Raw genomic sequence first — 21,267 nt, 5'->3', positions numbered from 1 at the left:
TTTATGATTCGCCGCTACATTGCTAGCATCCTCAAACGTACCTGCGCCGCAACCGCCTTTCTAGCCTTAACTTTGGGATGTTCGTCAACGAAGCCGCCCAACACCGCAGCGACATCGGGTTCGATCGAATCGCCAGTCCTAGCGCAGTCACCAACGTCTCTGTTAGCTAAAAACGCCAACCTAACCCAAAAATCCCTCAGCGCTGCTTCATGCCCTCAAAACGATGCCTTCACGGAGTCAGTTAACTTTGCCACCCAAGCTTCTAATTTAGCTCAATCAGCCAATTCAAAACAAGACTGGGACGAAGTAGCCACCCTGTGGGTGCAGGCCGTCGCCTGGATGCAAGCCGTTCCCCCAGGCAGTCCCAAACGGGCGTTTGCGGAGAAAAAAGTAATCGAGTACATGAAAAACCTCGTTTATTCCCAACAGCAAGCGGGCGCAAACGGATCGCAAGCCAGTACAGTCAGCTTCAGCAGCGATTTGCTCGACGAAAAGCTAGAACTGTACTTATCTTACGTTGCTGCTGTCGGGCCCCCAGACGTTTTGATTGTCGGTAGTTCCCGGGCATTGCAGGGCGTCGATCCCAAACAGCTAAAACAATCTTTGGCCCAAAATGGCCGTCCGGGCTTAAAAGTATTTAACTTTTCAGTCAACGGCGCAACTGCACAAGTAGTTGACTTTCAACTGCGGCGGCTTTTGAAGCCGGATCATTTGCCTCAAATGATTGTCTGGGCGGATGGTGTGCGGGGATTTAACAGCGGCCGGGACGATCGCACTTTTAATTCGATCGTCGATTCTGAAGGCAGCCAACTTTTAGCAGCAGGCGTTCGCCCCGAACTGCCGTCGGATGAACCGAATGTGATTCCCCAGTGTTACAAATTCCCGCAGCCCTGCCCTAACAACACTTTCCGCAGAGCACGGGCATCTGTGGATCGACCTTTCAGGGGCGGGCAAGATGCCCACCCCACGATCAAATTCCTGTCTAGTGGAACGGGCATCTTGCCCGTTGCTGAGAATGCTGCAAGATATGATTTAAAACCGATCGCAGCCGATGCAGCAACTCAAAAAGCACAATTGATTCGAGTCTCGCGACGCACAACAGTAGCCCTCAGACAAGTCAGCGAATTGGCAGATTCGATCGACTCCAACGGATTCATGCCTATATCTAGCCGTTACAATCCCAACACTTATTATCGAGAACGCGCTTACGTTTCAGGCCAGTACGATCGCGACTACGAAAACTTCAACCTCGGAGGCAAACAAGCAACAGCCTTTAATTCAGTTGTAGCATTTACCAAAGCTCGCAAAATTCCTCTGATTTTCGTCAATTTGCCCCTCACCGACGACTACTTAGACGGAACTCGCCTGTGGGCAGAACAGCAGTTCCGGCAGCGAATGGACCAACTCTCGCGGCAAAAAGGCTTCGCTTTCCGCGACTTGTCGCAGCGCTGGCCTGGCCGCAACGACTATTTTTTTGACCCCAGCCACCTCAACCGCTTTGGGGCGATCGCAGTTTCTCGCCTACTCGCAGCAGATTCCAGCATTATCTGGCCGCAGCCCAAATCCAGGCGCACTGAGGGTTGAACGAAAATGAAAGATAGCCCTTCGGCTTCGGTCAGGGTAAAAAGAACGAAGAAGGAAGATGTGGAAATGCAATCACAATCATATTTCTTATTCCCGGCTTTCTCCTTACCAGGCAGATCCTGGTAACGCAGATCCGCAGCCTCTGCCTCGCAATGCTCAAAAATAGTTTAAAATCTAACCTGATGTCCAAAACCAATTTGTGCGATCGAACATTTTAAGATCTTTCACTGAGCCTAAAATCTAAGAATCAAAAATCCAAAATCGATAGATTGTGAACTCACTCTAAAATCTAACAATCCAAAATCCAAAATCGATAGATTGTGAGCTCACTCTAAAATCTAACAATCCAAAATCCAAAATCTAAAATCTAAAATCGATAGGTTGTGCAACTAAAACAAGTAATTATTGCCCACAAAGCCAGAGATACCCTCAGCCAGCGGTGGGCAGAACAGTGTGCCCGCCAATTAGAAAGCCGCGGGTGCGACGTTTTAATGGGTCCGAGCGGCCCGAAAGATAACCCGTATCCGGTGTTTTTAGCTTCTAGTAACAGCCCAATTGATTTAGCTGTGGTGCTGGGCGGCGACGGTACGGCCCTAGCTGCCGCGCGGAATTTGGCTGCTGACGGCATTCCGATTTTGGCAGCGAATGTGGGGGGACATCTGGGGTTTTTAACCGAGTCTTTTGAGGATTTCCAAAATACTGAGGAGATTTGGGACAGACTTTCGGAAGACAAGTATGCCGTGCAGAAGCGGATGATGTTGCAGGCGGCAGTTTTTGAAGGAAACAGAACTAATCTCGAACCGGAAAGCGAGCGATTTTTGGCACTCAATGAAATGTGTGTCAAACCTGCTTCAGCCGATCGAATGCCGAGCTGTATTCTAGAAATGGAAGTTGACGGCGAAGTAGTCGATCAATATCAAGGCGACGGTTTAATTGTGGCAACTCCCACCGGTTCGACTTGCTACACCGCATCTGCCAACGGGCCGATTATGCACTCGGGAATGGAGGGGATCGCAGTTACTCCGATTTGCCCTTTGAGTTTATCCAGTCGGGCGATCGTACTCCCGCCCGGTTCAGTCGTCAGCATTTGGCCTTTAGCAGATTACGAACTCAGTACCAAACTCTGGACAGACGGCATTTTGGGTACTGCAATTTGGCCGGGACAGCGCGTAGACGTGCGGAGGGCAGACTGCGAAGCCAAGTTTATCATTTTGCGGGAAAACTATTCTTATTACGGCACTTTGAGGGAAAAACTTCACTGGGCAGGAGCCAGAATTCGGTACAGCAACAATCACCGCAATTAATCCGCATCATCCACCGTGAAACTGCATTAACCCGTGGGGCCCGTAAGCGTCAAAAAACCTCTGAAATCACCAACAATCTAGATACAAAAACCGCCCTCAGCCAACGCATAATCTCTGTACTTTGTTAAGATCGCTCAATATCTTGACAAACAGCCTGATCCATGCAGATTTTCAAAAAATCAACCCGACCTTTCAACCCTCAAGATACATATCCCTGTCCCGTGTGCCGCACCGGTCAAATTTCCACCATGCCGATGATGGACGCCCTAGCTTGCAACTTCTGCCAGCACATTTATACCGCAAGCGTTGAAAGACAATCGCTCCAAATGGCCGATCGCCAACCGCCCGTAACTTGGCACTGGAACGGCAAACGGTGGATAGGAGCCCACCTCGAAGGCGTAGAATTCGGATGGCCCTATTTTGCAGCAGCGATCGGTCTAATTTCCCTTCCCACTACCTTGCTGGGACTTTCAGCTTACTATTTTCCCCCGGTTCCCGGCAGCCGGTTGTCGTGGCTGCCCGCAGCTTGGACAGGCTTAGCTTTTTTGTCGCATTTAGGCATTGTGCTGTGGTTGATCGGTGAATTTTATCAATTCCCGCTGGCAACTTACTTCAGAGCTTGGGGGCGCAGGATTAGCCGGCGCTAGCTTAAATGCTCTCAAAAAGCCGATCGTCCCAGGGCGCGCACCGACATCGATCCAGGTAAAATTAGAGGCGATCGCAAAACTCAATTCCCAATCAGCACTTAAGCAGCTATAATCGATAGCTATTCTAAATAGTCAGATACAAACGCATTGCGATTTGTGAGGAGACGAATGAACATACTTGGAATCTCGGCGTACTATCACGACAGCGCCGCAGCCTTAATTCGCGACGGAGAAATTATAGCCGCAGCGCAGGAAGAAAGATTTTCCCGCAAAAAGCACGACGCCAGATTTCCCAAGAATGCGATCGCTTATTGCCTGAAAGAAGCGAACATAGATTTGCGGGAACTCGATCGCATAGTATTTTACGACAAGCCTTTAGTCAAATTCGAGCGCCTTCTCGAAACTTATTTAGCCTACGCACCCCAAGGTTTTCGCTCTTTCCTAACAGCCATGCCGATATGGCTCAAAGAAAAGCTTTATCTCAAAACCATGCTCAAAAGAGAGCTCGCAGAAATGGCAAACTGTAAAACGAATAAACTGCCATCTCTGCTATTTACCGAACACCACCAATCGCACGCAGCATCGGCATTTTTTCCCAGCCCGTTTCAAAAAGCAGCCGTTTTGTGCCTCGACGGCGTGGGCGAGTGGGCCACAACATCGGTTTGGTTGGGAGACGGCAACGAACTTACACCTCAGTGGGAAATCGATTTTCCCCACTCCTTGGGTTTGCTTTATTCAGCTTTCACCTATTACACCGGCTTCAAAGTCAACTCTGGCGAATACAAACTCATGGGTCTAGCTCCTTACGGCGAACCCAAGTATGTAGACAAAATTCTCAACTATTTAATCGACCTCAAAGATGACGGAACTTTCCGTTTGAACATGGATTATTTCAACTATACAGTTGGCTTAACCATGACAAACAAGAAGTTTGACGAACTGTTTGAAGGGCCGCCGCGTCAAGCTGAAGGAAAATTGACTCCGCGAGAAATGGACATTGCAGCTTCCATTCAAGTTGTTACCGAAGAAGTTGTTTTGCGGCTTTGCAGAACAGTTAAAAAAGAATTGAATGTCGATTATCTTTGTCTTGCGGGCGGCGTTGCTCTCAACTGCGTTGCTAACGGCAGACTCTTGCGGGAAGGTATTTTCAAAGATATTTGGATTCAGCCGGCGGCGGGAGATGCTGGCGGTGCTTTGGGCGCGGCTTTGGCGATTTGGTATCAGTATTGCGAACAAAATCGCACTGTGAGCGCGAACTCGACAGCAAATAGTATAGAATCCCTCAAAACTGAACTTGTCACTACAAACGCAGCGGTTGAGGAGAGGACTGAAGTTCTCACTGCAAACCAAGCGGTGGCAACTGTGGCAAAGTCTGTTGCTCATTTAACTTGTCACGATCAAATGCGCGGCTCTTATTTGGGCCCGAGGTTTACTGACGCAGAAATTCTCGAATATTTGGATGCTGTAAAAGCCAGCTATCACCGATTGGACGATGCCGAATTAATGCCGCAGTTGGCTGAGATTTTGGAACAGGGAAATGTGGTGGGATGGTTCCAGGGGCGGATGGAATTTGGGCCGCGGGCTCTGGGCGGTCGATCGATCGTTGGCGATCCCCGCAGTGCTAAAATGCAGTCCGTGATGAACCTGAAAATTAAATATCGGGAATCATTTCGACCTTTTGCACCGTCAATCTTAGCCGAACGAGTTGCGGATTATTTCGAGATTGACCATTCTAGCCCTTATATGCTATTAGTAGCACCTGTCAAAGCCAGTCTCCGCATTCCGATGACTCCCGAACAAGAGCAGTTGTTTGGCATTGAAAAGCTCAACATTCCGCGATCGGAAATTCCGGCTGTCACCCACGTCGATTACTCGGCTCGCATCCAAACTGTTCACAAAGAAACCAATCCTCGCTACTATGACTTAATCAGCCATTTTGAAGAGCGATCGGGCTGTTCGATTGTGGTAAATACGTCTTTCAACGTCCGAGGCGAACCCATTGTTTGCACTCCAGAAGATGCTTACCGCTGTTTCATGCGAACCGAAATGGACTATCTGGTTTTGGAAAATTACTTGCTTCCCAAGTCCGAACAAATTCCTTGGAAACAAGATGATGCTTGGAAAAATGAATTTGAACTAGATTAGTCATTAGTTATTAGTTATTAGTTATTAGTTGGTACGAATAACTAATAACTAATTCCCAATTCCCAATTCCCCATTCTCCATTTCTAATGAGCGACGAAATTAAAAAACTCGACAAAAAAGGCTTGCGCGATTTCGGGCTGCTAATTGGCGGCTTGATTGCAGTGATCTTCGGTTTAGCAGTACCTTTACTGCGGCGGCATTCTCTACCTTGGTGGCCCTGGGCAATCGGCGCAGTCCTAATCGTGCTAGCATTGGTTGCGCCGAAATCGCTGAATCCCATTTATCACGGGTGGATGCGGTTTGGACTGATCCTCCACAAAATCCAAACGCCGATCGTCCTAGGGATAGTTTTTTACCTGATAATTTGGCCGATGGGAGTGATCAAAAACATTTTCGGCGAAGATGCGATGCGGCGAAAACTCAATCCGAAAATGGATACTTACCGCATTCCAAGTAAAGCAAGAACAAAAGTTAGTATGGAGCGTCCTTTCTAAGTGTTTGAATCAACATTAGACTTTATCAAAGATTTGTGGGCGTTTATGAGAGAACGCCAAAAGTATTGGCTGTTGCCGTTAATTGTGACTTTAGTATTTTTGGGAGCTTTGATTGTATTGAGTCACGGTTCTGTGATTGCTCCGTTTATTTACACCCTGTTTTGAAAGAATGAGCAAGTTGAAAAATTTGGGTGTCAATTTAGGTTTGACACTCGGCGGTTTATTGATGGGGGTGATAATTGGTGAAATTGGATTGCGGACGGCGGGAATTGAAGGCTATCCAAAAATAGGAGATTTCGTAGACTCGGCGCCAACTCGTTTTCACACTTCCGATCCGAATGTGGGCTGGAAGCTGAAACCGGGTGCGTCGGGGGAATGGAATGGGGAAGGTGCGAGTTTTGTGCAGGTGAATAGCGAGGGCTTGCGCGATCGCGAACACACAAAAGCAAAACCTCCAAATACTTTGCGTGTGGCGGTTTTGGGCGATTCTTTCACCGAGGCAATTCACGTACCTGTCGAACAAACTTTCTGGTCGAAATTGGAACGAAAATTAGGAAATTGCGAGGCCGTTAAGGGACGCAAAAATGTTGAGGTAATCAATTTTGGCGTGCAGGGTTACGGTACTGCTCAAGAATTGATAATGCTGCGAAAAAAAGTGTGGGATTACAGTCCTGATATTGTAATTCTTGCTTTTTTTATTGGCAATGATGTGATAAATAATTCTCCAAAACTGGAATACGATCGCTACCGACCATTTTTTGCTTATGATGCTAGCGGCAAGTTAGTAGCAGATATGTCTTTTCGCAATCTGGCGCCGATCGACCGCAACGAAAGAGCAGTTTCCTTTGTAGACCGGATGCCCAGTTTTCTCGTCAACAATTCGCGAATTTTGCAGGTTATTAAAAAGGTAGACTTAGATAGGAAAAAACGGGAGTTATCCGGGGATTTTACCACTTTAAGTACCCTAAACCTTAAGGAACCTCAGAATGCAGCTTGGCAAGAGGCTTGGAGGGTGACAGAGGGTTTGATTGTGACAATGCGGAATGAAGTCGTGCAGAAAAAGGCTGATTTTTTGGTTGTGACGATCGGCGATCCGATGCAAGTTAGACCGGAGGCCCAGAGGCGAAAAAATTTTATGAGAAAGAACAACATTCAGGATTTGTTTTATCCCGATAGGCGGCTGGAAAAATTGGGCGCGCGCGAGGGTTTTCGGGTACTGAATTTATCCGAACAGATCCAAGGCTACACTGAAAAATATCAAGTCTGCGCCCACGGTTTTGAGAATTCTGTACCCTGTGGGGGTCACTGGAATGAACTCGGACACCGGCTGGCTAGTATCCTGATTAACAGAAATTTGTGCCAAAATTTGAAGCAGTCTCAAGTCCCCAAAAAACAACCGTAATCAGTCAAATTTCATGAAAGATTCAACGCCACTCGAAAAAGGCAAAAATATATTAATTATAATCGCGGTTAATTTGGCGATCGCCTTTATCTGTCTGGAAGCTTTGTCGCTCGCTTTTTATTTTATTAATCAAAAACAGTTTTTTTATACCCGAACCAAAGCTAAAGAAAAAGTAGTAGAAGATATTGAAAGGGTCGGAATTAGACTTGATGAATCTATCGTAGAAAGACTGCACCCGTTTTTTGGCTACGTGCTCAAACAAGGTGCTTTCACTAATGAAAAACTAAAGTTAAAAGTCAACAAACACGGCTTTTTTTCCCTGTACGAATATCCCTTTATTAAAACCAATAAGAATCAATTTATAATCGGAGTTTTTGGCGGTTCAGTTGCCAACAACTTTGCAGTAGATGAATATGTCAGTCAAAGATTGTCTAAAAAATTGCAGAGTTATCCAGAATTTGCCGGTCGCGAAATTGTGGTTTTAAATTTTGGCAACGGTGGCTATAAACAGCCCCAACAGTTATTAATTTTAAATTATTTTCTGGCTTTGGGTCAAGAGTTCGATTTAGTCATCAATATTGACGGTTTTAACGAAGTAGCACTGTCAAATTTAAACAACAAAGCCCAAGTAGAAATAGGAATGCCCAGCGTTCAGCACATACAGCCTCTGACTGGTTTAGCCAACAACAACTTGTCACCGGAAGCGATGAGCTCGATCGTACAAATTAACGAAAACAAAAAACAATTGAAAGCAGGTATTGACAAATTGCAAACTTGTCAGCTTGCTTTGTGTCACGCTGTTACCTCGCTACAGGTGAAACAATTAGTCAACAATTACCAACAAGCCGTTGTCAAGTACGATCGGCAAGTCACACAATCCAACCCAGATACGGCAAATAGCGGTATAGTATACATTCCCAAAGCTGACTTTGTTTTGCAGGATGCCGCTGCTTTTGACAAAATGGCATCGATGTGGTACCAATCGTCGATCGGGATGAATCAAATCTTATCAAGTAGAAAGATTAACTATTTTCACTTTATCCAGCCCAACCAGTATTATCCAACCAAGCGAGCGTTTACCGCTAAGGAAAACGAAATCGCGATTGACCAGAAGAGTCCTTACATTGAAGGGGTGAAAAAAGGTTATCCGGTGCTTTTGTCCAAAGTCGATGATTTGCAAAAAGCTGGGGTTAATGTTTTTAGCGCCGTGAATATTTTGGACAATACAAAAGAGACGGTTTACAAAGATGCCTGCTGCCACTATAATTCAGTGGGAGAAGACGTATTAGCCAACTATGTTTCCAGTTCCATTATTAAAGTAGTAAGAAAGTCGAAATAGATATTTATGAAAGATTTAAAGTTTTTCAAAACAGGGCAAGAAGCTTTAAAGCTCGCTCTAGTTAACTTAGTGCTTTTAGTCATTTTCCTCGAACTCGGCTCCCTGGGATGGTATTTTGTCAAACACAAGCAATTTTTCTATACTAGGGAAAAGCCAAAAGATAAGTTTGCTGTGGGAATTAATTTAGAAGGAGTGCGGCTCAGAGAGTCGATTGTCGAAAGATTTCATCCTTTTTTTGGATTTATTCAAAAACCAGGTCAAGACTTTCGCCCCGGTTTTAAAAATAACAACTACGGCTTTATCTCACCTTACGATTACCCTTTCAAAAAGACTAAACCAAATCAATTTATTATCGGAGTATTTGGCGGTTCAGTTGCTTCGAACTATGGAATATTTGAAGTCCAAAATCAAGTTCTCCCTAAATACCTCAAACAGTTGCCAGGTTTGAAAGATAAAGAATTCATTGTTTTATCTTTTGCCACGGGAGGCTACAAACAGCCGCAGCAATTATTAGTTTTAAACTATTTCTTGGCCTTAGGTCAAGAACTCGATATGGTGGTCAATATCGACGGCTTTAACGAAGTAGCACTTTCCAATTTAAACAATAAAAATAAAGTCGATTTAGCGATGCCAAGCATTCAGCACATTTTGCCACTGACAACCCTAGCCAATAATAGCCTTTCTACAAAAGCGATGAAAGCTACGATCGCAATTAAAGAAAGTAAAGTTAGAATTAATCAGGGTTTGAGAAGTTTGCAGGAATGCAAGTTAGCTGCGTGCGATGCTTTAACTTCTGTTTACGTTCAAAACTTGGTAAACAACTACCGAAAAGATGTCATCAGGTTTGAAAAAGAGAGCAATCAACCGCAGAAAGATGACGGGGGCAGCGTGGTTTATATCAATCTTAACAATTCTGTTATGAAAGATGATGCTGCTTTTGAACAAATGGCTCAGAATTGGGTGAAAAGTTCAATTTTTATGCACAAAGTGCTATCGGCTAGTAATGTGCAGTATTTTCAGGTTCTCCAACCCAATCAATATTATCAGACGAAAAGGGTGTTTGGTGAAGCGGAAAAGCAGATTGCTTTTAACAAGGATACTCCTTATGCTAAAGCTGTGCAAATTGGATATCCGGCTCTTTTCAAAAAGTTTCCTAATTTGGAAAAAAATAATATCAATATAGTGAATGCTGTCAATGTTTTTGACAAGACTAAAGAGGCTGTTTATGTAGATAGCTGCTGCCACTACAATCAAGCTGGAGAGGTGGTTTTCAGCAATTATGTGGGCCGTTCTATTCTGGAAGCTTTGCGGAAGGATGAAATACAAAAGAAGAAGTAGGGGTGGCTTCCACTAACCATCAGCGACTCAAACAAACAGTCTCAAAAACCCGCCCCCGCCCCATGCTAAATTTGAATGTACATTTCGATTTACCGTGGGATGGGGGCGCGTTTATTTATATTTTGAATTCTTGCGGAGATTGTTGGTCAAACCCGCCCATATAAAGGAAATGTACTTTTTATCTGGGCTGATGAAAACAATTGACTGTGGTGAATGGTTTTTAGGTTTTTGGTTCGGTTCTAGGTCGATCGCCCGCTGAGTCGATCGGCATTACCAATATCTTATCAACTCGGTTGCCGTCCATATCGACTACTTCCACGCGCAAACCGTTCCACTCAAAATGCTCGGCTGCTGCGGGAATTTTGCCCAAATGTGTAATCACAAAACCGCCCATTGTGTGGTAACTTCCTTTGTTTTCTGCTGATACTTCTTCCAGGCCAAACAGCTCAAAAAAATCTTCGACTGGTAGCATTCCGTCTAACAGCCAAGAACCGTCTTCGCGCTGCACGGCTTCCGGCTCATCAGCATCTTCAATCGAGGGAAAGTCGCCAACAAGTTCGACTAAAATGTCGTTGACTGTAACCAATCCTTGAATCACGCCGTATTCGTCTACCACCAAGGCAATTTGATTGCTAGATTGCTTGAAAAGCTCTAATACTTTTAACCCCCGCGTGCTTTCCGGTACAAATAAAGGCCGTCGTAAAGAAGCGCTTAAATCGAGGGGTTGACCAGTTAAAGTCCTCGACAGCATATCTGTAACGTGTACTAAACCGAGCACGTTGTCGAGGCCTCCTTGACACACTGGAAACCGAGAATGACCGCTGCCGAGCATTTTTTGGCGGTTTTCTTCTACTGAGTCGTCGAGGTCGAGCCAGGTAAGATCGGGACGCGGCGTCATTAAGGCGCTGACTCGCCGATCGCCCAAACGAAAGACTCTTTCTACCATGTCTTGTTCGGCTTCTTCAAAGGTTCCGGCTTCGGTTCCTTGCTCGATTAAAACTTTTATTTCCTCTTCTGTAACTTGCGGTTCTGTCGAGGGCGATATCCTCATCAGCCGCATCACTAAGTCAGTGGAATAACTTAACAGATAAACCGCAGGAGCGCCAATTTTTGAGAGCATTCGCATGGGAATTGCTACGCTAGAAGCGATCGGCTCCGGGTTGTTGAGGGCTAGCCGCTTTGGCACCAGTTCGCCGATAATTAGGGTCAGATAAGTGATGGTTAAAATTGCTACTACTGAGGCGATCGTCTGAGCATAGGGCGCGAGGGCAGGAATCAGCCGCAACAAAGGCTCTACCCTTTTAGCAATTGTCGTTTCTCCGAAAGCGCCCGACAGAATGGCCAGCATCGTAATCCCGATTTGAACTGTCGGCAAGAACTGATTGGGGGCATTAGCCAGATCCAAAGCTACGCGGGCATTTGTTGAACCTTGGTTGGCCATCTGTTGCAGTCTCACCTTCCGTACAGAGATGATGGCCATCTCTGACATCACAAACAAGCCATTGAGGAAAATTAGCAGGAGAACAATCAGAATATCGGTACTTGGGGACATTTCTAAAATTTTCGGTAGTAACGGAGAAGCGCTCTGCCCGGTTAGTCGATTTTAGATTTTAGATTTTAGATTTTAGATTGACTCCGCAGCCAGTATCTGGGGGATTTCCCTAATGTCTAAAATTTTTCGATCTTCACAACTTGAGTCGGGGGCTTGTATCCGTCTTTGGGTGCAGTCACAGGAGAGGTCTGGAAGCTGCGAATCTCGATCGCAAAATCGAAATTTTTCTAAACCTGTCACTAGATTAACGGAACTGGCTCGATCGCGATCGCAGGATCGAGATATTAAAGCATAAATATATCCGCAGTTAAGTTCCAAAGCGTCAACAGCAGATCGGCACAATCATGGATGTTTGTCGTACAATCTCCTTAACAGGCAAAGGGAAAGAGCCTTCGCCGATCGGGGATTAAAATTAAAAGCGCATGACTTTCTCTTCAATAATTCGTACCCTGGGGCGATCGCCCCTAGCAACAGAACTCCTCAACAAGCTCAAGCGCCATCGCTACGTGCAACTCAACGGCTTAGCCCGCTTGCCCAAAGGTTTGGTAGCTTCCGCCCTCGCACAGCAAGAAGGGCGGAGTTTACTGGTAGTGACGGCAACTCTAGAAGAAGCGGGTCGCTGGGTGGCCGGGCTGGAGGCTATGGGGTGGCAGACTGTGCATTTTTACCCGACTTCGGAGGCTTCGCCCTACGAGCTATCTTACTCGGATGAAAGCGAAATGACTTGGGGTCAAATGCAGGTGCTGGCGGATTTGGTCGAGAAACGAGAAACAAACGGTAATTCTAAGCCGATCGCGATTGTATCTACCGAAAGAGCTCTCCAGTCTCACTTGCCGCCGCCTGCTGCTTTTGAACCCTACTGTCTGACGCTGAAGCGAGGTATGGTTCAAGACTCGAAGATTTTAGACCGCCAACTTGCTTCAATGGGCTACGATCGGGTGGCTCTGGTGGAAATGGAGGGCCAGTGGAGCCGTCGGGGTGATATTGTCGATGTATTTCCGGTGGCGGCTGAGTTGCCAGTGCGGCTGGAGTGGTTTGGGGATGATTTGGAGCAAATTCGGGAGTTTGACCCGTCTTCGCAGCGATCGCTCGATAAGGTCGATCGGTTGGTGTTAACTCCTACTAATTTTAACGCAATTATTAAAGCAGTTTTAGTTGAAAAGAAGCTTGACGAAATCAACAGTCTAGACTCTGTTGACACAGACAATGAAACCGAAAAATTTGTCCGCAGGCTGTTGGGTTTAGCGTTTGAAAAACCTGCATCTTTGTTGGATTATTTGCCAGAAAATACTTTAGTTGTTGTTGACGAACCGCAAGGCTGCGAAGCTCACAGCGACCGCTGGTTTGAGAATGCAGAGCAACAGTGGAAAAATTGCGAGCGGGAATCTGTTGTTGCGGATGCGGGAACAGAAAAGTTGCCAATTTCTCATTTGCAAGTTCCGAAAATTCACCGCACTTTTGCTGAATCTATGGCAGATGTCGCAGGTTTCGACAGGCTAGAACTTTCAGAATTGGCAGAAGATTCGACTGCTAAAAAAATTCAAAGCTCTGCGGAGGGCGACCAGCTACCGTCTGCGATTAATTTGGCTTCTCGGCCTGTGCCGGTGATGCCTCACCAATTTGCTAAGTTGTCTCAAATGCTCAGGGAAGAGCGCGATCGGGGTTTTACCATTTTTCTGGTTTCTGCTCAACCGAGTCGATCGGTTTCTCTGCTTTCGGAACACGACTGTCCGGCTCAGTTTGTGGTGAATCCGCGCGATTATTTGGCGATCGACAAGTTGCAATTGCAGCACGTTCCGGTTGCTTTGAAATACAGCGGGCTGGCAGAATTGGAAGGTTTTATTCTGCCGACTTTTCGGATTGTTTTAATTACGGATCGGGAATTTTACGGTCAGCATTCTCTCGCTACTTTTAGCTACGTCCGCAAGCGCCGCCGCGCTGCCTCTAAGCAAGTAGACCCGAATAAATTAAGCCCTGGTGATTATGTGGTTCACCGCCAGCATGGAGTGGGTAAATTTCTCAAGTTGGAACGCTTGACTATCGATCGCGAAACTCGCGAATATTTGCTGATTCAATACGCTGACGGTACCCTGAGAGTTGCGGCAGATCAGTTGGGGGCTTTGTCGAGGTTTCGGACTGTAGGCGAGAAAGTACCGGATCTAAACAAGCTGACAGGTCAAACTTGGGAAAAAACTAAAACAAAGGTTCGCAAAGCTGTTAAAAAATTGGCAGTGGATTTGCTGAATCTTTATGCTAAAAGAGCTAAACAAACAGGTTACGCTTTTCCTCCCGATATGCCTTGGCAACAAGAATTAGAGGATTCTTTTCCTTACCAACCAACCCCGGATCAGTTGAAGGCAACTCAGGATGTGAAACGCGACATGGAGGGCGATCGACCGATGGATCGCTTGGTCTGCGGCGATGTCGGTTTTGGCAAGACAGAAGTTGCTCTGAGAGCAATTTTTAAGGCGGTTACGGCGGGCAAGCAGGTGGCTTTGCTCGCGCCGACGACGATTTTGACCCAACAGCACTATCACACGCTCTCGGAGCGTTTTTCCCCTTATCCGATCGAAGTTGGTTTGCTCAATCGCTTTCGCACTGAAACCGAGCGCCGGGAGATTCACAAGCGTTTGGCGACTGGGGAATTAGATGTGATTGTCGGTACTCAAGCTGTTTTGAGCAAAGCGATTAAATTTCGGGATTTGGGCTTGTTGGTGGTGGATGAAGAACAGCGGTTTGGGGTCAAGCAAAAGGAAGCGATTAAAGCTCTGAAAACTGAAGTAGATGTGCTCACTCTCACCGCAACGCCGATTCCCCGCACTTTGTATATGTCGCTGTCGGGAATTCGCGAGATGAGTTTGATTGCGACTCCGCCACCCAGCCGCCGCCCGATTCAGACGCATTTATCCCCCTACAATTTGGAAGCAGTGCGATCGGCAATTCGTCAAGAATTAGACAGGGGCGGTCAGGTTTTTTACGTGGTGCCGCGGATTGAGGGGATTGATGAGTTGGCCGCTCAGTTGCAGGAGATGGTACCGTCTGCCAGAATTGCGATCGCCCACGGTCAAATGGATGCTTCGGAATTAGAATCGATTATGCTGACCTTTAGTGCGGCGGATTTCGATATTTTGGTATGCACGACGATTATTGAGTCGGGTTTGGATATTCCGCGTGTCAATACCATTTTAATTGAAGACGCGCAGCGGTTTGGTTTGGGTCAGCTTTACCAGTTGCGGGGACGGGTGGGACGCGCGGGGATTCAAGCTCACGCTTGGCTGTTTTATCCGAAGCAGAACAAGCTGTCCGATCCTGCAAGGCAGAGGCTGCGGGCAATTCAAGAGTTCGCACAGTTGGGATCGGGCTATCAGTTGGCCGTCCGAGATATGGAAATTCGCGGTTCGGGTGATGTTTTGGGTACTGAACAGTCGGGTCAAATGGAGGCGATCGGTTTTGATTTGTATGCTGAAATGTTAGAGGAGGCTATTCGGGAAATTAAGGGTCAGGAAATTCCGAAAGTGGAGGACGCGCAAATCGACCTCACTTTGACGGCATTTATTCCTGCCGATTACATCGCAGATTTGGATCAAAAAATGAGCGCTTACCGGTCTGTGGCTTCTGCTAATACCTCAGAAGAGTTACTGCAGATTCAGGCTGATTGGTGCGATCGTTATGGGCCAATTCCTCTTCCAGCCCAGCAACTTATCCGTGTTGTCGAGCTCAAACAAATCGCTAAAAAAATCGGTTTTTCTCGGATCAAACCGGAGAATAAGCAGCACATAGTTTTGGAAACAGCTATGGAAGAGCCTGCTTGGAATTTGCTCAAAGCTAATTTGCCGGAACATTTGCGCTCTCGTTTTGTCTACAGCAAGGGGAAGGTTACTATTCGAGGTATGGCGGTTTTGACGGCCCAAAAGCAATTGGATAATTTGATTGATTGGTTGGGTAAAATGCAGGGCGCTTTGCCGGAAGCAAATGTTGGATTTTAATATATAATCCCCAAATCTCGCGCACCGCCTAAACCACAGAATAATACCGATGGAACCAGAAAAAATATTACTGCTGTTTTCATGATTGTTTTAGCGACAGAAAGGATTAAAATCGTGAAAAAGTTAGTGAGTATTTTTTTGGCGATCGCGCTAGTGCAAGGAGTCCCAATGGCTGTTCAATCTCAACAAATAATTGACCCGATAGATCGGGTTGTGAGTGCAGGATTGATGAAGAAAGATGCCACTGGCAATTTTAATGCTGAGGGCCTTGTCAGTCGCGCGGATTTGGCGATGATTTTAGTAAAAACTTTTGGTTTGGAACGGCGGAAAACAGCTCAGAAACCGGATATTGAATTGCCGGACGTACCGAAGAGTTACTGGGCTTACAGTGCGATTCAAACTGCTTTGAAAACGGGAACGATGAGTGGATATCGCGACGGAATGTTTTTCCCAAATCAAAGGGTGAGTCGCGCTGAAGCTTTGGCGATTTTTGCTCAAGCTTACGGGGTTTTTCAGTTTCCCGATGCCAGCATTTCGGAGATTTTAGCTAAGTATCCAGATGCAGGGGAAATCCCTAATTGGGCTAGAAAGTCTATGGCTACTGCACTTTATGAAGGGTTTGTTAATGTTGAACTCGGAACTAATAAGATTAATCCTTTGAAGCCGATGAATCGCGGAGATATCGCTTACGCTTTGAGCAAGTATTTGGAGCGCCAAGTAAGGCCAACTTCTTTGCCTGTCCCGGACGAGGAGCCTCCTAATCGCGGCATGGGGCGGTGATTGTGTTGAGTTGTGAGTTAAAAAGTCGATCGCCCGCCATGCAAAATCCCGGAGATTTGGTGACTGTAAAAGCAGCCATCAAACCCCCAGGATTTAAGTTTTTCCTCTTAAACGAGGCTCAAATTATCCCCAGTGAGCTTTAACTCAATCAGCAGTAGCCAATTCGGTACTGCCGCCGCCGCGCTTCCGCGTCAGGGTATTGAAAAGCATCTGACCGACAGCTTTAATCAAATTGCCTTCTAACTCCATGAACATCTTCATGTTCATGCCAAAAGCTGCATTAGCTTCGTCAACAATTCGCTCTGCTGTTGCTTCGTCAATCGGCAATTCATTCATTGCCTGACGGTAGTTAGCTTTGAACTCTTTTTCATCAGGAATATCCTGGAATTCATAGAAAGCAGTGCCTTCTCCCTCAGAAAGATTCATCCCCCGCTGGGCAATTCCCTTTAGGATTTGTCCGCCGGATAAATCGCCAAGGTAGCGAGTGTAAGAGTGAGCTACTAACAGTTCTGGTGCGGTCGCCGAAATCTCGTGAATCCGCTGCACATAAGCTTTAGCTGCGGCTGACGGAGCTACTTGTTCGCGCCAATTCGCACCGTAGTAGTAAAATAAATCTTGCTCTAAACTTTGTTTCCGATTCAACTCAGAAAAGTAAATTTTTGAAACAACCGGGTGCTGCTTTTGGCGTTCCATTTCCTCTTCCATTGCCGAGTAGACAAAGTAGAGGTTTCCTACTAACTTCCGGTAAGAAGTTTTTTCTACAACGCCTTTTAAAAAACACTTGACAAAACCGACGTTTTCTGCCATTGTGTGGGACTTTTTCGTTCCCTCACGCAATTTGATCGCTAAATTGATGCTCATGCTATATTGTCCAACCTTCTATTTTTGTGGTAGTTGATGGATGCGCCAAAAATCTAAAATTTACCTAAGTGTTTACCTTAGATCGATTTGATGAGAGATTGTATTAATTTTTATAACAAAACCTAGACTCAGCAGAAGGCATCCGAAGGTAGAAGGCACAAACAGTTTAGTCATTAGTCCTCAGTCATTGGTTGTTAGCGAATGACTACTGACTAATGACTAATGACTACTGACTACTGGCTAATTTAGATGTCCAAGTCGAGGAGGTTGAGTTTGGGGCCGTAGGTTTCAATGAATTCGCGGCGGGGGGCGACACGATCGCCCATTAAGATCGTAAAGATGCGATCGGCCTCAGCAGCGTCTTCAATTTCCACCCGTTTCAGCGTCCGAGTTTCAGGGTTCATCGTGGTATCCCACAACTGTGTCGGCATCATTTCGCCCAAACCTTTGAACCGCTGGACGGTATAGTTAGCATTCGCCGGAAATTCATTGCGGATGAGAGCATTCCTTTCGCGTTCGCTGTAACAGTAGTAATGATTGCGTCCCCGTTCCACTTTATAGAGAGGAGGACAAGCAATATAGATGTAACCTTGTTCTACAAGTGCGCGCTGATAGCGGTAGAAGAAAGTCAGCAACAGCGTGCGGATGTGAGCACCATCTACGTCAGCGTCAGTCATAATTACGATGTGGTGATACCGCAATTGACCCGGATCGAATTCTTCGCCTTTGATGCCCAAACCCAGGGCTGTAATTAACGACTGAATTTCGTTATTTTTGTAGATTTTGGCGTCGTCGGTTTTCTCAATGTTGAGAATTTTACCGCGCAGAGGCAGGATTGCTTGGAATTGGCGATCGCGCCCTTGTTTTGCCGATCCGCCCGCAGAATCCCCTTCGACGAGATATATCTCTGATTTTGACGGGTCTCTGGAACTGCAATCTGCCAGTTTTCCCGGCAAAGGAGACGATTCTAAGACTGATTTGCGACGGACTAAATCGCGGGCGCGACGGGCGGCTTCAGCAGCCTTAAATGCCTGAATTGCTTTTTCCAAAATAGCGTCGGCTACTTGGGGGCGAAACTCCAAATATTCTGTCAATACTTCGCCTACCAAGGAATCGACAATTCCCCGAACTTCTGTATTGCCTAGCTTGGTTTTAGTTTGGCCTTCAAATTCCGGGTCTGGGACTTTGACCGAAATCACTGCTGTCAAACCTTCGCGCACGTTTTCGCCGGCGAGGTTGGGCTCGTTTTCTTTGATTTTGTTGCGCTTGCGGGCGATCGAATTCATCGTCCGCGTCAAAACAGCCTTCAAACCTTCTAAGTGCGTGCCACCGTCGATCGTCCGAATGTTGTTAGCAAAACCTAAAACGTTGTCGCTAAAAGCATCGACGCACCACTGCAAAGCCACTTCTATCTGCACGTTGTTGCGTTCTCCTTGCACGTAGATCACTTCTTCGTGCAGAGGCTGCTTTTCGCGGTTCATGTAGGCGATGTATTCCTTGATTCCACCCTCATAACAGTAAGTTTCGATACGAGGTTCGCTACTTTTGAGCAGTTCCAAACGGTGGTCGCTAAACGTAATTTTCACGCCCGCATTCAAGTAACCCAATTCTCGCAAACGTCCCGCGAGTGTAGTGTAATCAAATTCAATGCCAGTGCTAAATATTTGAGTATCTGGCAAGAAAGAAACAGAAGTGCCGGTGCGAGTGCCTTTGTTGGGCTTGGCATTAAGTTCGGTAACGGGATTGCCTCTTTCGTAGCGCTGTAAATGTTCTTTTTGGTCGCGCCAAACTGTCACTTCTACCCACTCGGACAGCGCGTTAACAACAGAAATACCTACACCGTGCAATCCTCCAGAAACCTTGTAGCCACCACCGCCAAATTTACCGCCGGCGTGAAGTACAGTCATTACTGTTTCTATTCCCGATTTGCCAGTCTTGGCAACGATGCCGGTCGGAATACCCCGGCCGTCGTCTGTCACGGTAACGGAACCGTCGGCGTTGATGTCAATCTCGATGTGAGTGCAGTGGCCAGCCAGCGCCTCATCTATGGAATTGTCCACAACCTCGTAAACTAGATGGTGGAGTCCTCGCGGGCCGGTGGTACCGATGTACATCCCCGGTCGTTTACGGACTGCTTCGAGACCTTCGAGAACTTGAATCTGGTCGGCGCTGTAGCTGCTGGTCATACAAAAATAGCTCCAATAATGAGGCCTAAAGCCCCGAAAGCTTCTAAAATGGGAAAACTCCTAAAATTATAGCACAAAACCGTTAAAGGCGATGCTAGGGCTTTCTGAAGGGAAATTTATCGGGGGGACGTACCCTTTATAGTTTGACTTGGGTATCTATTGACATTTGGTTGCGGGGCTGTTAGCTGGAAGGTTAAGAAGTGCGATCGCCCGCGGCAGTCTACTGCAAATCATTAATATTTTTGTAATTCTTGCTTTCGGCGCAATGCCCGCGCTTTGCGTGCTTCTGCTTCTGCGTCGCGGGCCTCGATCGCCCGTTGGACGATCGCCCCTGCAACTTCCGGGCGGGCTGTCAAATATTCCATCAACTCTTTTTCTACCAAAGATTTAACAATTTCTTGTACTTCCGGGTTAACCAGCCGACTTTTCGTCGGGCCTTCAAACTCGGGATTCGGTAATTTAACGGCAATGACGGCGGTGAAGCCACACTCTAAAACCTCATTCCCCATTAAAACTGGGTCTGTCTTTTTGAGTTTGCCCAGTTGGTGGCCGATCGCGCTTACCACCGGCCTCACGGCCAATTGAAAGGTGTTAATGTAAGTGCCACCATCGATATTCCGAACGCAGTTAGTAAAACCAAACAGTCGGCTGTAGGAATTATCTTGATTCAGAAGGTGCCACTGACAGGCTATTTCTACTTGTACGTCGTCTCGATCGCCCTGAATGTAAATAATATCTTCGTGCAGCGGTTCGACATCAGAGTTCAGGTAGGCGACATATTCCCGGATGCCGTCGGGGTAACAATAAGTTTCAATTGAGGGAGAACTACTGCCTGGCATTTCCAAGCGGTTGTCAGTCAATATAATTTTCAAACCGGGATTGAGATAAGCAAGCTGCCGCAGGTGAAGGGCGAGAGTCGGGCGATCGAACTCAATGCCATTCTTAAAAATCTCCACATCTGGTTTGAAACAAATCGACGTACCCGTGCGGTTTTCGGAACTGGGTTTAACTGTCAGTTGCGTAACGGGGATGCCTTTCTCAAAACGCTGGCTGTAAATTTGCTCGCCCCGCCAAACAGTCACCTGCAACCATTCAGACAAAGGATTGACAATGCCTAGCCCAACTCCGTGGAGACCTCCTGAAACCTTGTAGCCGTCGTGGCTGTCGCGCCTGCCGGCAAAGTGGACAACTGTGAAAACTGTTTCCAAAAATGATTTGCCAGTTTTGGAATGAATCTCGGTGGGAATTCCCCGACCGTTATCTGTCACGGTAACGGAACCGTCGGCGTTGAGGTCAACTTCGATGCGAGTGCAGTAACCGGCCAGCGCTTCGTCGATCGAATTGTCAACAACCTCGTAAACTAAATGGTGCAGGCCTCGCGGGCCCGTGCTACCGATGTACATCCCCGGTCGTTTACGGACTGCTTCGCGATCTTCGAGAACTTGAATTTGGTCGGCGCTGTAGCTGCTGGTCATACAACAATACCTCCAATAATGAGGCTTAAAGCCCCAAAAGCTTCTAAAATGAGAAAACTTCTAAAATTATAGCACAAAACCGTTAAAGGCGATGCTAGGGCTTTCTGAATGGAAATTTATCGGGGGGACGGAGGCGAATAGTTTTGAGATTACTTCGGGATTTCCGAGGGGTAG

The 21,267-nt window shown here is 46.6% G+C and carries 16 protein-coding genes; 12 read left to right on the top strand and 4 right to left on the bottom strand.

Annotated elements, in window-relative coordinates; translation table 11 throughout:
* The first annotated feature begins 3 nt into the window (after positions 1-3).
* The 9 genes from QUA78_RS16905 (at position 4) to QUA78_RS16865 (ending at position 10,253) form a co-directional block, all read left to right on the top strand.
* Positions 4-1,584 carry a hypothetical protein gene (locus tag QUA78_RS16905; RefSeq protein ID WP_333303571.1) on the top strand — a complete coding sequence of 527 codons (1,581 nt, stop codon included), beginning with the start codon at positions 4-6 and terminating at the stop codon, positions 1,582-1,584.
* A 383-nt stretch (positions 1,585-1,967) separates the two neighbouring features.
* Complete coding sequence (locus QUA78_RS16900; RefSeq protein ID WP_333303572.1) at positions 1,968-2,888, top strand: NAD(+) kinase; 921 nt, start codon at positions 1,968-1,970, stop codon at positions 2,886-2,888.
* A 161-nt stretch (positions 2,889-3,049) separates the two neighbouring features.
* On the top strand, positions 3,050-3,535 hold the full coding sequence (locus QUA78_RS16895) for a hypothetical protein (RefSeq protein ID WP_333303573.1): 486 nt from the start codon (positions 3,050-3,052) through the stop codon (positions 3,533-3,535).
* A 168-nt stretch (positions 3,536-3,703) separates the two neighbouring features.
* Positions 3,704-5,680, top strand: coding sequence for a carbamoyltransferase (locus QUA78_RS16890; protein WP_333303574.1), 1,977 nt, complete (start codon positions 3,704-3,706; stop codon positions 5,678-5,680).
* Positions 5,681-5,766: 86 nt separating this feature from the next.
* Positions 5,767-6,174 carry an SxtJ family membrane protein gene (locus QUA78_RS16885; protein WP_333186579.1) on the top strand — a complete coding sequence of 136 codons (408 nt, stop codon included), beginning with the start codon at positions 5,767-5,769 and terminating at the stop codon, positions 6,172-6,174.
* Complete coding sequence (locus QUA78_RS16880; protein ID WP_333044816.1) at positions 6,175-6,339, top strand: DUF5989 family protein; 165 nt, start codon at positions 6,175-6,177, stop codon at positions 6,337-6,339.
* A 4-nt stretch (positions 6,340-6,343) separates the two neighbouring features.
* Positions 6,344-7,576, top strand: a complete 1,233-nt coding sequence (locus QUA78_RS16875; RefSeq protein WP_333303575.1) for an SGNH/GDSL hydrolase family protein — start codon at positions 6,344-6,346, stop codon at positions 7,574-7,576.
* Between the two features lie 13 nt (positions 7,577-7,589).
* On the top strand, positions 7,590-8,915 hold the full coding sequence (locus QUA78_RS16870; protein WP_333303576.1) for a hypothetical protein: 1,326 nt from the start codon (positions 7,590-7,592) through the stop codon (positions 8,913-8,915).
* 6 nt (positions 8,916-8,921) lie between these two features.
* A complete protein-coding gene (locus QUA78_RS16865) occupies positions 8,922-10,253 on the top strand; it encodes a hypothetical protein (protein ID WP_333303577.1) in 1,332 nt (443 codons plus the stop codon).
* A 220-nt stretch (positions 10,254-10,473) separates the two neighbouring features.
* On the opposite strand, the gene QUA78_RS16860 is transcribed toward QUA78_RS16865, so the two are convergent.
* Complete coding sequence (locus QUA78_RS16860; protein ID WP_333303578.1) at positions 10,474-11,805, bottom strand: hemolysin family protein; 1,332 nt, start codon at positions 11,803-11,805, stop codon at positions 10,474-10,476.
* A 112-nt stretch (positions 11,806-11,917) separates the two neighbouring features.
* Between QUA78_RS16860 and QUA78_RS16855 the strand changes: the two genes are divergently transcribed.
* The 3 genes from QUA78_RS16855 to QUA78_RS16845 all read left to right on the top strand — a co-directional run bounded on the left by QUA78_RS16855 (position 11,918) and on the right by QUA78_RS16845 (position 16,571).
* Positions 11,918-12,100, top strand: a complete 183-nt coding sequence (locus tag QUA78_RS16855; RefSeq protein WP_333303579.1) for a hypothetical protein — start codon at positions 11,918-11,920, stop codon at positions 12,098-12,100.
* 127 nt (positions 12,101-12,227) lie between these two features.
* Positions 12,228-15,791, top strand: a complete 3,564-nt coding sequence (gene mfd / locus QUA78_RS16850) for a transcription-repair coupling factor (protein WP_333303580.1) — start codon at positions 12,228-12,230, stop codon at positions 15,789-15,791.
* A 126-nt stretch (positions 15,792-15,917) separates the two neighbouring features.
* The gene (locus tag QUA78_RS16845; protein ID WP_333398918.1) at positions 15,918-16,571 is read left to right on the top strand and encodes an S-layer homology domain-containing protein; all 654 of its coding nucleotides are present in this window, start codon (positions 15,918-15,920) and stop codon (positions 16,569-16,571) included.
* Positions 16,572-16,715: 144 nt separating this feature from the next.
* On the opposite strand, the gene QUA78_RS16840 is transcribed toward QUA78_RS16845, so the two are convergent.
* The 3 genes from QUA78_RS16840 to QUA78_RS16830 form a co-directional block, all read right to left on the bottom strand.
* Positions 16,716-17,432 (bottom strand): heme oxygenase (biliverdin-producing), encoded by a 717-nt coding sequence (locus QUA78_RS16840; RefSeq protein ID WP_333303582.1) that lies wholly within the window; start codon positions 17,430-17,432, stop codon positions 16,716-16,718.
* A 245-nt stretch (positions 17,433-17,677) separates the two neighbouring features.
* Complete coding sequence (gene gyrB / locus QUA78_RS16835; protein WP_333398917.1) at positions 17,678-19,618, bottom strand: DNA topoisomerase (ATP-hydrolyzing) subunit B; 1,941 nt, start codon at positions 19,616-19,618, stop codon at positions 17,678-17,680.
* A 233-nt stretch (positions 19,619-19,851) separates the two neighbouring features.
* Positions 19,852-21,093, bottom strand: a complete 1,242-nt coding sequence (locus tag QUA78_RS16830; protein WP_333303377.1) for an ATP-binding protein — start codon at positions 21,091-21,093, stop codon at positions 19,852-19,854.
* Between the last annotated feature and the right edge of the window lie 174 nt (positions 21,094-21,267).

It is taken from the genome of Microcoleus sp. K4-B3 (assembly GCF_036704615.1).
Taxonomy (GTDB): domain Bacteria; phylum Cyanobacteriota; class Cyanobacteriia; order Cyanobacteriales; family Microcoleaceae; genus Microcoleus.
Note: the sequence above shows the minus strand (reverse complement) of the source record. Positions and strands in the feature narration are given on the sequence as shown.

Coding starts and splice junctions, on each gene's coding strand:
- QUA78_RS16905 (WP_333303571.1), top strand. CDS start 4: ATGATTCGCCGCTACATTGCTAGCATCCTCAAACGTACCTGCGCCGCA.
- QUA78_RS16895 (WP_333303573.1), top strand. CDS start 3,050: ATGCAGATTTTCAAAAAATCAACCCGACCTTTCAACCCTCAAGATACA.
- QUA78_RS16890 (WP_333303574.1), top strand. CDS start 3,704: ATGAACATACTTGGAATCTCGGCGTACTATCACGACAGCGCCGCAGCC.
- QUA78_RS16885 (WP_333186579.1), top strand. CDS start 5,767: ATGAGCGACGAAATTAAAAAACTCGACAAAAAAGGCTTGCGCGATTTC.
- QUA78_RS16875 (WP_333303575.1), top strand. CDS start 6,344: ATGAGCAAGTTGAAAAATTTGGGTGTCAATTTAGGTTTGACACTCGGC.
- QUA78_RS16870 (WP_333303576.1), top strand. CDS start 7,590: ATGAAAGATTCAACGCCACTCGAAAAAGGCAAAAATATATTAATTATA.
- QUA78_RS16865 (WP_333303577.1), top strand. CDS start 8,922: ATGAAAGATTTAAAGTTTTTCAAAACAGGGCAAGAAGCTTTAAAGCTC.
- QUA78_RS16860 (WP_333303578.1), bottom strand. CDS start 11,805: ATGTCCCCAAGTACCGATATTCTGATTGTTCTCCTGCTAATTTTCCTC.
- QUA78_RS16855 (WP_333303579.1), top strand. CDS start 11,918: ATGTCTAAAATTTTTCGATCTTCACAACTTGAGTCGGGGGCTTGTATC.
- mfd (WP_333303580.1), top strand. CDS start 12,228: ATGACTTTCTCTTCAATAATTCGTACCCTGGGGCGATCGCCCCTAGCA.
- QUA78_RS16840 (WP_333303582.1), bottom strand. CDS start 17,432: ATGAGCATCAATTTAGCGATCAAATTGCGTGAGGGAACGAAAAAGTCC.
- gyrB (WP_333398917.1), bottom strand. CDS start 19,618: ATGACCAGCAGCTACAGCGCCGACCAGATTCAAGTTCTCGAAGGTCTC.
- QUA78_RS16830 (WP_333303377.1), bottom strand. CDS start 21,093: ATGACCAGCAGCTACAGCGCCGACCAAATTCAAGTTCTCGAAGATCGC.